Origin of the sequence: Streptomyces iranensis (assembly GCF_017874715.1) — a bacterium.
GTDB lineage: Bacteria > Actinomycetota > Actinomycetes > Streptomycetales > Streptomycetaceae > Streptomyces > Streptomyces iranensis.
This window is the reverse complement of sequence record NZ_JAGGLR010000016.1, coordinates 226,723-239,001: the sequence shown is the minus strand read 5'-3', so window position 1 is coordinate 239,001 and position 12,279 is coordinate 226,723. Positions and strand designations below refer to the sequence as shown.

The following is a 12,279-nucleotide window of genomic DNA, read 5'->3' as shown; positions in this document are numbered from 1 at the left end:
GCCTGAGCCTTACCGCCTGAGTTTCACCGCCTGAGCCTCGCCGCTTGGGCTTCACCGCCTGAGCCTCGCCGCCTGGAGCCCGGCCGACTGAGTGCCCCCCGGAAATCCATCCCCCGCACGACCCCCAGCTCTCCCTCCGAAGGACCCTCCATGTCCCTGACCTCCGATCCACCCGTCGGCAAGGCCGCCGCAAGCGACGCCGAGCGCGAGGACTACTCCGCCCTCAAGGTCGTCCCGGTACGCCACCCCTGGCGCTGGGCCGCCGTCGTCGTCACCGCCGTCCTGGTGGCCCAGTTCGCCCACGGCCTGATCACCAACTCCGGCTGGGAGTGGGACGTCTTCGCCGACTTCTTCACCACCCGGACCATCCTCAAGGCGGTCTGGATCACCATCCAGCTCACCTTCTACGGCACCGCGCTCGGCTTCGCCCTCGGCATCGTCCTCGCCTTCATGCGGCTGTCCCAGAGCCCCTTCCTGAAGTCGGTCGCCTTCACCTACATCTGGGCGTTCCGCTCCATCCCGCTCATCGTCCAGCTGCTGTTCTGGTTCAACCTCACCTATCTCTACAAGCGGCTCGACTTCGGCATCCCCTTCGGCCCCGGCTTCTTCTCCTTCGACACCGCGGGTCTGGTCGGGGCGATGAGCGCGGCGGTGCTCGGACTCGCCCTCCACCAGGCGGCCTACGCGGCGGAGATCGTGCGCGGCGGCGTCCTCGCCGTGGACGGCGGACAGCTGGAGGCGGCGGCCGCGCTCGGCATCCCCCGGCTGCGGCAGTTGCGCCGGATCGTGCTCCCGCAGGCGATGCGGTCGATCCTGCCGAACGCCGCCAACGAGGTGATCTCGCTCTTCAAGGGCACCTCGATCGTGTCCGTCATGGCGATCGGCGAGCTCTTCTACCAGGTGCAGGTCATCTATGGACGCAACGGCCGGGTCGTGCCGCTGCTGATGGTCGCGACCGTCTGGTACATCATCCTGACCACCGTGCTCTCGATCGCGCAGTACTACGTCGAGCGCCACTTCTCGCGGGGAGCCACCCGATGACCGCCATGGTCGACATCCGCTCCGTCCACAAGAGCTTCGGGTCGCTCCAGGTGCTGCGCGGCATCGACCTGGAGGTGCGCTCCGGGGAGGTAGCCGTCGTCCTCGGCCCCTCCGGCTCCGGTAAGTCCACCCTGCTGCGCGCCATCAACCACCTGGAGAAGGTGGACAGCGGCTGGATCAGTGTCGGCGGCTCGCTGGTCGGCTACCGCCGCCAGGGCGACCGCCTCTACGAGCTGCGCGAACGCGAGATCCTCAGGCAGCGCACCCGGATCGGCTTCGTCTTCCAGAACTTCAATCTCTTCCCGCATCTGACGGTGCTGGAGAACATCGTCGAGGCGCCGATATCGGCGTTGCGCCGCCCCAGGAAGGAGGCGGTACGCGCCGCCGAGGCGCTGCTCGACCGGGTCGGTCTGGCCGACAAGGCGGCCTCGTACCCCCGGCAGCTCTCCGGCGGACAGCAGCAGCGGGTGGCGATCGCCCGCGCCCTCGCCCTGGAGCCCGAGCTGCTGCTCTTCGACGAGCCGACCTCCGCCCTCGACCCCGAACTGGTCGGCGAGGTCCTCGACGTCATCAAGGACCTGGCCCACCAGGGCACCACGATGATCGTCGTCACCCATGAGATCGGCTTCGCGCGGGAGGTCGCCGACACCGTCGTCTTCATGGACGACGGCCGGATCGTCGAGCGGGGCACGCCCGCCGAGGTGCTCGACGCCCCGAGCCATGAGCGCACCAAGGCGTTCCTCTCCAAGGTCCTCTGAGGCCACCGATGTTCACGAGATCACCGATGTCCACGAGCCCGCCCATGTTCATGAGATCACCGACGTCCACCAGATCACCGGTCTCCACCAGATCACCGATGTCCACCTACGCAAGGAGCACCCCCGTGAAGACCCGCCGCACCCTCGTCACCGCCGTCGCCGCGCTCACCGCCTCCGCCCTGCTCGGCGGCTGCGGCGATGGCGATGCCCAGGAGACGGTGGGCTCCAAGGGCTCGAAGAACGCCATCAACATCGGCCCGGACCAGCACCGCGTCAGAGGGGAGAAGGTCGGCTCGATCGCGGCGAAGGTCCCGGCCGCGATCCGGGAGCGCGGCACCCTGCGCATCGGCGGCAGCGCCGACGCCGCCGCCCCGCTCGGCTTCTACGCGACCGACGACAAGACCCGGATCGGCTCCGAGCTCGACATCGCCACGCTGGTGGCCGACACCCTCGGGCTCAAGGTCGACTTCCAGCCGGTCTCCTGGGAGAACCTCTTCGTCGGCCTGGACAGCTCCAAGTTCGACGGCGTGTTCTCCAATGTGACGGTCACCGAGGAGCGCAAGGAGAAGTACGACTTCGCCACCTACCGGCTGGACGACCTCGCCTTCGAGGCCAAGAAGGGCACCTCCTGGCGGGTCAAGGGGCCGAAGGACGTGGCGGGCAAGACCATCTCGGTCTCCTCCGGCACCAACCAGGAGAAGATCCTGGTCGACTGGAGCAAGCAGAACGAGAAGGCGGGCCGCAAGCCCGTGGACATCAAGTACTTCCAGAAGGACACCGACTACTACCTCGCCCTCCAGTCCGGCCGTATCGACGCCTACTTCGGCCCGAACCCCACCTCCGCCTACCACGTCGCCTCGGCCGGCCAGACCCAGATCATCGGCCGGTTCTCGGGCGGTGGCGACCAGGTGCAGGGCAAGATCGCGGCCACCACCAGGAAGGGCAGCGGGCTGGTCGACGCCTATGCCGCGGCCCTGGACCACGTGATCCGGGACGGTTCGTACGCCAAGGTCCTGAAGCGGTGGGGGCTCTCCAGCGAGGCGGTGAAGAAGTCCGAGATCAACCCGCGCGGACTGCCCAAGCCGTGACCCGCTGACCCCCGAAGAACGAGGAAGGCCCCGACCATGGCCGTACCGACCGGCACCCTGCATCCGGCCGCCGCCATCGACGGCAACGGGCAGTACCAGGCGCCGTACTACGTGGAGCTCGCCCGTTCATCGGCACCCCGGAGGCGGTCGCGGTGGAGATGGCGGAATTCGTCGCCGCCGACGCCGCCGACGGCTTCATCCTCGTACCCCATCTGACCCCCGGCGGGCTCGATGACTTCGTGGACCGGGTGGTGCCGCTGCTCCAGGAGCGCGGGGTGTTCCGCACCGCGTACATCGGTCCGACACTCCGCGACCACCTGGGACTTACCGATCCGGGGGAGCGGGGCTGAGCGGCCGCGCGGCGGCCCGGCCGCCGGGACGCGATACGTCCGCGCCATAACGGAACCCGATCGCCCGCGCGTCCGTCTCACCGGATACCCAAGGGGATGGGAGCACAAGCCCCGGCGGCCTGAACCCGCCGGGGCTATGTGGCGTGTGCCCGACGGCTGTTCCGAATTGTCCTCTTGCGCGCTGTGCCCGGAGCCACGAATACTTCCGGAAGCGCTTGTCAGGGGCACGCCGAATCGGTCATATCGGCGTGCTCGTTGACTGCGCCTCACGGGCCTGCCCACCCAAGCGGACCCCCGATTCCCCCGGAGGAAGAGTTGAGGATCAAGCGCAACGCCCCCCACAGCAAGCAGGCGAGACGTATCGCCCTGATCGCCGCGACCTCCGCCCTGGTGGCCGGAACGGCGCTCGCCGCCCCCGCCGCCTACGCCGGCAGCGACGGCGCCCACACCTTCAGCGCGGCCGAGGCCAAGTCGGCGAGCGGCGCCGTCCTCGAGGCCGATGTCGCGGGCACCGCCTGGTATGTCGAGAAGGGGACCAACAAGCTCGTGGTCACCGCCGACAGCACGGTGTCCCAGAGTGAGATAGCCAAGATCAAGAACACCGCCGGCTCGAACGCCGACGCGATCGAGGTCAAGCGGACCTCCGGCAAGATTCAGAAGCTGATCTCGGGCGGCGACGCGATCTACGCGAGTAGCTGGCGCTGCTCCCTCGGCTTCAACGTGCGCAACGGCAGTGGGGCCAACTACTTCGTCACCGCCGGTCACTGCACCGACGGCGCCGGCACCTGGTGGTCGAACTCCGGCCACACCACCACCATCGGCCCGACGTCCGGCTCCAGCTTCCCGACCAACGACTACGGTCTGGTCCGGTACAGCGGCTCGGTCACCCCCCAGGGCACCGTCGGCAGCCAGGACATCACCTCGGCCGCCAACCCGACCGTGGGCCAGACGGTCACCCGGCGCGGCTCCACCACCGGCATCCACAGCGGCCGGGTCACCGCGCTGAACGCCACGGTCAACTACGGCAACGGCGACATCGTCTACGGCATGATCCAGACCACGGTCTGCGCCGAGCCCGGCGACAGCGGCGGCCCGCTCTACGCCGGCTCCACCGCCCTCGGCCTCACCTCCGGCGGCAGTGGCAACTGCACCTCCGGTGGCACCACGTTCTTCCAGCCGGTCGTCGAGGCGCTGAACGCGTACGGCGTGAGCGTCTACTGATCGGCGCCGCTCCTGAAGCTGATCAGCCCCGCACCAGGCTGAGCGAGAGCCCCCGTCCGTGCTGCCGGACGGGGGCTCTCCGCGTCGGTGGGAAACGCCTTTCCGGGCGGCCTGGCGGGGGTTTTCCACAGCCCTCCCCACTGTTCGACGGGCGGACTATCGTGGACATCAGTACCCCACGAGGGGCATTGTTCGCGATACGGACGGCAGGTGGCCGTGATGGTCGATGCGCTCGTGACATTGATAGTGGTACTGGCTTGCCTCGGCGCCCTGGGCGTGCTGGCCGCGGCCCGAGTGGTCAAGCAGTACGAGCGGGGGGTGGTCTTCCGGCTCGGGAGGCTCCGCTCGGATATCCGGGGGCCGGGGTTCACCATGATCGCTCCGTTCGTCGACCGGCTCCAGAAGGTCAATATGCAGATCGTGACGATGCCCGTCCCCGCCCAGGAGGGCATCACCCGGGACAACGTGACCGTGCGGGTCGACGCCGTCGTCTACTTCCAGGTCGTGGACGCGGCCGAGGCGCTGGTCGCGGTGGAGGACTACCGTTTCGCCGTCTCCCAGATGGCCCAGACCTCGCTGCGGTCGATCATCGGGAAGAGCGATCTGGACGATCTGCTCTCCAACCGGGAGAAGCTCAACCAGGGCCTGGAGCTCATGATCGACAGCCCGGCGATCGGATGGGGCGTCCATATCGACCGGGTGGAGATCAAGGACGTGTCGCTGCCGGAGACCATGAAGCGGTCGATGGCCCGCCAGGCGGAGGCCGACCGGGAGCGCCGCGCCCGGGTGATCAACGCGGACGCGGAGCTGCAGGCGTCGAAGAAGCTGGCCGAGGCCGCCTCCCAGATGGCCGACACCCCCTCGGCGCTCCAGCTGCGGCTGCTCCAGACGGTGATGGCGGTCGCCGCCGAGAAGAACTCCACACTGGTGCTGCCCATCCCGGTCGAGCTGCTGCGCTTCCTGGAGAAGGGCCAGCAGGAGATCCCGGCGGCGGCCCGGACGGAGGGCGGCGCGGAGGGCGGCACCCCGGCTGCCGGTCCGGCCGCCGCGCCGGAGCGGGAGGCCGCGCCCGCCCAGCCCGCCCAGTCGGCCCAGCCCGCTCGGCAGGCGATGCCGACGCTCACCGAGCGCGAGCCGGAGCCGCATACGGTCGAGTGATGAGCCGTGGGAGGTGATCCGGCAGCGAACCCCGTGAGGGGATTCCGTGGGGTGATCCGCCCGGTTTGACGGCTCGTCCGGATACCTGATTCGGTGCCCGTACACCTCGAAGGTGTGCGGGCACCGCCATGTCCGGACATGAGTCCGCAGTGTAAATTTCACGCCCATGACGTGAACGCGCCCTTGTGCGCGCCCGGTGGTGATGGGAATACTCGGCGGCGCAAATTGGCATGGACGCGCCCCCGAGGGGGAGATGCGCTGTGCCGTTACGCCCTCCGGGCCCTGGCACCCCACTGCCGACGGGCCCAACCCCCCACTGGAAGGCAGAGAGTTGAAGCACCGCCGCATACCCAAGCGTCGTGTCGTCATTGCCGGAGCCGGCATAGCGGCCCTGGTCGCCACGGGCATCACCCTGCAGAGCGCCAACGCCGCCCCCGGTGAGCCCCAGCCGGACACCCTCTCGGTCGGCGCCGCCGGAAAGCTCGCCAGCACGCTCACCTCCTCGCTCAAGAGCGACACGGCGGGTTCGTACTACGACGCCAAGGCCAAGAAGCTCGTCGTGAACGTGGTCGACAAGGGCGTCGTGGACAAGGTCCGGGAGGCCGGGGCCGAAGCCAAGGTGGTCACGAACACCCTGGCCGAGCTGAGCAAGGCGCGTGAGACGCTCAAGCAGAAGGCCACCATCCCCGGCACCTCGTGGTCGGTGGACCCCAGAAGCAACAAGGTCGTCGTCACCGCGGACAGCTCCGTCAAGGGCACCCGGATGGCCACCCTCAACAAGGTCGCCGACGCGCTCGGCGGCAAGGTCGAGGTGAAGCGCTCGGCCGGGAAGTTCTCCACCTTCATCGCCGGTGGCGACGCCATCTGGGGCGACGGTGGGCGCTGCTCGCTCGGGTTCAACGTCGTCAAGGGCGGCCAGCCGTACTTCCTGACCGCCGGTCACTGCACCGAGGCCATCAGCAGCTGGTCGGACTCGCAGGGCGGCGAGGAGATCGGGACCAACGAGGGCAGCGAGTTCCCCGGTAACGACTACGGCCTGGTCAAGTACACCAAGGACACCGACCACCCGAGCGCGGTCGACCTCTACAACGGCAGCAGCCAGGAGATCGCCAAGGCCGGTGACGCCACCGTCGGCCAGAAGGTGACGCGCAGCGGCTCCACCACCCAGGTGCACGACGGCGAGGTCACCGGCCTCAACGCGACCGTCAACTACCAGGAAGGGTCGGTCGAAGGGCTGATCCAGACCAACGTCTGCGCCGAGCCCGGCGACAGCGGCGGCGCGCTCTTCGCGGGCGACACGGCGCTGGGTCTGACCTCCGGCGGCAGCGGTGACTGCTCCTCGGGCGGCGAGACGTTCTTCCAGCCGGTGCCGGAGGCGCTGCAGGCGTTCGGCGCCGAGATCGGCTGATCTGACTCATCCGGCTCATCCGGCTCATCCGGCTGATCTGGCTGATCTGGCTCATCCGGTGAGCGTTTCGCTTCCGCGGTCCGCTCCCGTATGAACCAAGGCAGGCCCCCGGACACCCGTGGACGGTGTCCGGGGGCCTTCCCCTTTCCGGTCAGTTCATCAGAACTCGAAGACCATCGTCGGGGCCGCGCTCTTGAAGCAGTTGTTCGCGAAGGTGTGCTCGTACGACACCCGGCGGCCGTCCCAGATCCCCTCGGCGGTGACGGTGATGGGGTGCCATTCCTTGGTGCACACCCGGCCGGACTCCGCCCCGGTCCGCAGCTGACCGAACATGCCGCCCACGGAGCGGAGTTCGGCGCATGCCTTGGCGGGGGCCGGGTGGGTACCGGTGGGGGTGGGGCGACAGCTCAGAGTCACCGCCCGCTGGACCTCGGTCGTGGCCGCGTCGGCCCCCCAGCCGACGGTCAGGACCAGCGCGGACGGCGGATACAGGCTCTGCGGCTTGGCGGGCGCGGCGTGTGCCGCACCGCTCGTGCCGATCCCCAGCACGGCGCTCACGGCCAGTGCGGCTCCCAGCCCGATCGCCCCAGTAGTCTTCCGCATTTCGAACACTCCCTTGCTCGTCGTTGCAGATACCGGACGGAGTTCTACGCGGTGCGCGTCAGGAACGCACGTCGATCGAGCACTTCCGGTCGCTACAAGTAGTCTTTCGGTGGCTTATTGTCGCGTGCGGTGGATGTCCGGATGCGGAACGCCGCGTGGCGACCGGGTGCGCGGCGCCGCGCGTATTGCGCCCCTCGAGGGACCCCGTCCGCCGTCTCGCGCTCCTGTGGATGGCGTGCTCAGCGAGGTGGCCGGGGTGCTCAAATCGATTCAAGAGCGCTCAGGTGAGCGAGGTCGAGTGATGTTCGTGATGCCTCTGGGAGGAGGGCTGCCGCGTATCCCGCCAGGGCGAGAACCTGCCAGGGCAAGCCGACCGGCGGAGTGGGGTCAGCCGAGCTCTCCGCTCAGGGGTCCGGCCTGGCTTCCCCAGCCGTAGCCGCGCTCCGCGCGCAGCCGCACCACCAGCCGCCGCTCGGCCACCATCGCCGCGCGGAACTCCTCCCAGTCCGGATGCTCGCCCTGGATCGCGCGGTAGACCTCCACCAGCTCATCGGCGGTGGCGTCATGGGGGTCGGCGGCGACCGGCGTCAGCTCGGCATCGCCCTCGGCGACCAGATAGGAGTAGTGGTCCCCGCTGGTGACATAGAAGCTCGCGCGCGGATCGCGGCGCAGATTGCGGGTCTTGGCGCGGTCGTCGGTGACGGAGATCCGGATGAGGCGCGTCGCGGGGTCGTAGGTGAAGGCGACATTGGACAACTGTGGCCGTCCGTCCCGCTTGAGGGTGACGAGCGCGCCGGTGCGCTGCTCCCGTAGCAGATCGAGCAGGGATCCCTCCGTCATGGTGATCAGCATACGCACGGGCCGGTGGCCCGCCTACTGCTTCGGTCCACCGGCTTCCGCGTGCCGCATTCACAAGGCGACACGCGGGATTAAAGGGTGTTTTAGATGCTTATGGTGGAGAGGGAAGTGCCATCGAAACCGACTCGCACGCGTGTTCGAGAATGGGGTTATGGTGGGGCGTGGGACATGCAGGGTCGGTCAGGGGGTGTGAGCAGCGGGAGGTGCGGATGCCAGGCTTCACGCATCTGCACACCGCGTCCGGGTTCTCCATGCGGTACGGGGCCGCGCACCCGGAGCGGCTGGCGCAGCGTGCCGCCGAGCGCGGCATGGACGCGATCGCGCTGACCGACCGCGACAGCCTCGCCGGAGCGGTGCGGTTCGCCCGAGCGTGTGAGCGCGCGGGGGTGCGGCCGCTGTTCGGGGTGGACCTCGCCGTACGGATGGAGGCCCCGGAGCCGGGGCGCACCGTCCGGCGCCGTACACCGGTGCGCGGCGGGGCGTTCATCGACGAGTCCGCGCCCCGGGTGGTCTTCCTCGCCCGGGACGGCGCGCCCGGCTGGGCCGCGCTGTGCGGGCTGGTCTCCGCCGCCCACGCGGGGCTCGCCCACCCCGGAACCGCCCGGACGAACGGCGATGGCCCGCCCCTGCTGCACTGGCGCGACCTGGTGAGCGACCCCGGCGCGCTCGCCCCGCTGACCGCGCTGCTCGGCCCGGACTCCGACGTCGGCCGGGCGTTGGCCGCCGGACGCCCCGACCGGGCCGCGCGGCTGATCGCCCCCTGGCGCGAACTCTTCGGCGACGCGCTGCGGCTGGAGGCCGTATGGCACGGCCGCACCGGCACCGGACCGGGCTCGCTGCGGCTCGCCGCCCGTACCGTCGGCTTCGCCGCCGAGCAGGGCGTCCGGGCCGTGCTGAGCAATGCCGTGCGCTACGCCGATCCGGGGGAGGGGCCGGTCGCCGACGTCCTGGACGCGGCCCGCCGGCTCGTCCCCATCGACCCGCGCGCCCCCGGGGCGCTCGACAGCGGTGAGCGCTGGCTCAAGGGCCCCCGGGACATGGCGAAGGCGGCCGAGCGGATCGTGGAGGCGGCGGGGATGCGGCGGGACGCCGCGCACCGGTTGCTGGAGGAGACCCGGCGCACCGCCGCCGGGTGTCTGGTCGACCCCGAGGACCACATCGGCCTGGGCAGCGTCCACTTCCCCGAGCCCCGGCTGGTCGGGGCCGGGCGGCGGAGCGCCGAGCGGGTGCTGCGGTCGCGCTGCGCCGCCGCCATGGTGCTGCGGGGGTACGACCGCGACCGGGCGCGCTGGGAGCGGCTGGAGGACGAGCTGCGCACCATCGAACGGCTCGGCTTCGCCTCGTACTTCCTCACCGTCGCGCAGGTCGTCGACGACACCCGGGAGCTGGGCGTCCGGGTGGCCGCGCGGGGCTCCGGCGCCGGATCGTTCGTCAACCATCTGCTGGGCATCGCCCATGCCGACCCCGTGGCCAACGGCCTGCTGATGGAGCGCTTCCTGTCGGTGCGGCGGGCCGCGCTGCCCGATATCGACATCGATGTGGAGTCGGCGCGCCGGCTCGACGTCTATCGCGCGATCTTCGAGCGGTTCGGGGCGGAGCGGGTCGCGACCGTCTCGATGCCCGAGACCTACCGGGTGCGCCACGCCGTACGGGACGTGGGCGCGGCGCTCGGCATGGACCCGGCCGAGGTGGACCGGCTCGCCAAGTCCTTCCCGCACATCCGCGCCCGCGATGCCCGCGCGGCGCTCGCGGAACTGCCCGAGCTGCGGGAGCTACGGGAGGCGACCGCCGAGCAGAAACGTTTCGGCAGGTTCTGGGAGCTGGTCGAGGCGCTCGACGGGCTGCCCCGTGGCATCGCCATGCACCCCTGCGGGGTGCTGCTCTCGGACGCCGGGCTGCTGGCCCGTACGCCCATCGTGCCGACCAGTGGCGAGGGCTTCCCCATGTCGCAGTTCGACAAGGACGACGTGGAGGAGCTCGGACTGCTCAAGCTGGATGTCCTCGGGGTGCGGATGCAGTCCGCGATGGCGCACGCGGTCGCCGAGATCCGGCGGGCCACCGGGCGTGTCGTGGACATCGACGACCCCGAACAGGTGCGGCCCGGCGATTCGGCCACCTACGACCTGATCCGCTCCACCGAGACCCTCGGCTGCTTCCAGATCGAATCGCCCGGTCAGCGCGATCTCCTCGGCCGTCTGCAGCCCACCTCCTTCCACGATCTCGTGGTCGACATATCGCTTTTCCGGCCCGGCCCGGTCGCCGCCGACATGGTCCGGCCCTTCATCGATGCCCGGCACGGCCGCAAGCCCCCGCGCTATCCGCACCCGGATCTGGAGGACGCGCTGCGCGAGACATACGGGGTCGTGGTCTTCCATGAACAGATCATCAAGATCGTGTCGATCATGACCGGATGTGAACGGGACCTCGCCGACGAGGCGCGGCGCGCGCTGTCCGACCCCGAACGGCGGGGGCGGGTGCGGGCCTGGTTCCACGCGGAGGCGGAGAAGCGGGGCTACGCGCCGGAGGTGCTGACGCGCACCTGGGAGATCGTCGAGGCGTTCGGCTCGTACGGCTTCTGCAAGGCGCATGCCGTCGCCTTCGCGGTCCCGACGTATCAGTCCGCCTGGCTCAAGGCCCACCATCCGGCCGCCTTCTACGCCGGGCTGCTCACCCATGACCCCGGGATGTACCCGAAGCGGCTGCTGCTGGCGGACGCGCGGCGGCGCGGGGTGCCGATCCTGCCGCTGGATGTGAACCGGTCGGGGGCCGCCTATCGAATCGAACTGACGTCTGGTGATTCTCATGACAGCGGTAGTGAACGTGACAGCGGTAGTGAACGTGACAGCGGTAGTGAACGTGACAGCCGTCATAAATCGGATGCCGGTGTCCGGCTGGCGCTGAGCGACGTCCACGGCATCAGCGAGGCCGAGACCGAGCGGATCGCGGCCGGACAGCCGTACTCCTCGCTCCAGGACCTGTGGCTGCGCGCCCACCCCGGGCGGCCGGTCGCCGAGCGGCTGGCCCAGGTCGGCGCGTTGGACGCGTTCGGCGCGAGCCGCCGCGATCTGCTGCTGCAGATCGCCGAACTGCACCGGCAGCAGCGGGGCGCCGCCGCCCGGCATAACGCGGAGGGCCAGCTTCCGTTGGCCGAAACCGGCCCCGCCGCCCCCGCCGGGCTCCCCGACCTCGACGCGAACGAACGCCTCGGCGCCGAACTCGGCATCCTCGGCATGGACGTCTCCCGCCATCTGATGGGCGACCACCGGGACTTCCTGGAGGAGCTGGGCGCGATCCCCGCGAAGCGGCTGCGCGACGCGCCGCACGGGGAGGTCGTGCTCGTCGCCGGCGCCAAGGCCGCCACCCAGACCCCGCCGATCCGCTCCGGGCGCCGGGTCATCTTCACCACGCTCGACGACGGTACGGGGCTGGTCGACTGCGCCTTCTTCGACGACAGCCACGCGGCGTGCGCGCACACCGTCTTCCACTCCTGGCTGCTGCTCGTCCGCGGCGTGGTCCAGCGGCGCGGCCCGCGCAGCCTCAGCATCGTCGGCTCGGCCGTGTGGAACCTCGCCGAGCTGGCCCGGCTCAGGGAGGAGGGCGGCCTCGGGGCGGTCGCCGCCGAACTGGCGGGGGCGGGCCCGGAGACGGGCGAAGCCGACTCCGGCCGTCGCATCGAGATGCCCACCGGCTACGCCATGCACCCCTGGGCCGACCTCCGGCCCGCGGGCGACCAGGCCGCCACCGGCCGCAAACTGTGGCACGCCAGCCCGGGGAGCGCGGGATGACCGCCGGCC

The 12,279-nt window shown here is 70.3% G+C and carries 9 protein-coding genes and 1 pseudogene; 8 read left to right on the top strand and 2 right to left on the bottom strand.

All coding sequences use genetic code 11. The features are described from left to right. Nucleotides 1–150: 150 nt before the first annotated feature. The 7 genes and pseudogenes from J2Z30_RS28570 to J2Z30_RS28540 all read left to right on the top strand — a co-directional run bounded on the left by J2Z30_RS28570 (nucleotide 151) and on the right by J2Z30_RS28540 (nucleotide 7,024). Nucleotides 151–1,041, top strand: coding sequence for an amino acid ABC transporter permease (locus J2Z30_RS28570; RefSeq protein ID WP_044577559.1), 891 nt, complete (start codon nucleotides 151–153; stop codon nucleotides 1,039–1,041). Between the two features lie 5 nt (nucleotides 1,042–1,046). Then, entirely contained in the window at nucleotides 1,047–1,799 is a 753-nt protein-coding gene (locus J2Z30_RS28565; protein WP_209468881.1) for an amino acid ABC transporter ATP-binding protein, read from the top strand. A 125-nt stretch (nucleotides 1,800–1,924) separates the two neighbouring features. Further along, a complete protein-coding gene (locus J2Z30_RS28560; RefSeq protein ID WP_107073388.1) occupies nucleotides 1,925–2,887 on the top strand; it encodes an ABC transporter substrate-binding protein in 963 nt (320 codons plus the stop codon). 113 nt (nucleotides 2,888–3,000) lie between these two features. Further along, nucleotides 3,001–3,237: pseudogene (locus J2Z30_RS28555) on the top strand (F420-dependent methylene-tetrahydromethanopterin reductase); the annotation flags it as partial. A 315-nt stretch (nucleotides 3,238–3,552) separates the two neighbouring features. Then, on the top strand, nucleotides 3,553–4,458 hold the full coding sequence (locus J2Z30_RS28550) for a S1 family peptidase (protein WP_044577570.1): 906 nt from the start codon (nucleotides 3,553–3,555) through the stop codon (nucleotides 4,456–4,458). Between the two features lie 219 nt (nucleotides 4,459–4,677). Further along, a complete protein-coding gene (locus J2Z30_RS28545) occupies nucleotides 4,678–5,616 on the top strand; it encodes a slipin family protein (protein ID WP_044582121.1) in 939 nt (312 codons plus the stop codon). A 331-nt stretch (nucleotides 5,617–5,947) separates the two neighbouring features. Next, nucleotides 5,948–7,024: a S1 family peptidase gene (locus J2Z30_RS28540; protein WP_044577571.1), complete on the top strand. Its 1,077-nt coding sequence runs from the start codon at nucleotides 5,948–5,950 to the stop codon at nucleotides 7,022–7,024. A gap of 159 nt (nucleotides 7,025–7,183) precedes the next feature. Here J2Z30_RS28540 and J2Z30_RS28535 read toward each other — a convergent pair whose 3' ends face one another. Continuing rightward, on the bottom strand, nucleotides 7,184–7,627 hold the full coding sequence (locus tag J2Z30_RS28535; protein WP_020872415.1) for a subtilase-type protease inhibitor: 444 nt from the start codon (nucleotides 7,625–7,627) through the stop codon (nucleotides 7,184–7,186). Nucleotides 7,628–8,014: 387 nt separating this feature from the next. After that, nucleotides 8,015–8,467, bottom strand: coding sequence for a PPOX class F420-dependent oxidoreductase (locus J2Z30_RS28530; protein WP_245388528.1), 453 nt, complete (start codon nucleotides 8,465–8,467; stop codon nucleotides 8,015–8,017). 227 nt (nucleotides 8,468–8,694) lie between these two features. Between J2Z30_RS28530 and J2Z30_RS28525 the strand changes: the two genes are divergently transcribed. Continuing rightward, a complete protein-coding gene (locus J2Z30_RS28525) occupies nucleotides 8,695–12,270 on the top strand; it encodes a DNA polymerase III subunit alpha (RefSeq protein WP_044577574.1) in 3,576 nt (1,191 codons plus the stop codon). The last annotated feature ends 9 nt before the right edge of the window (nucleotides 12,271–12,279 follow it).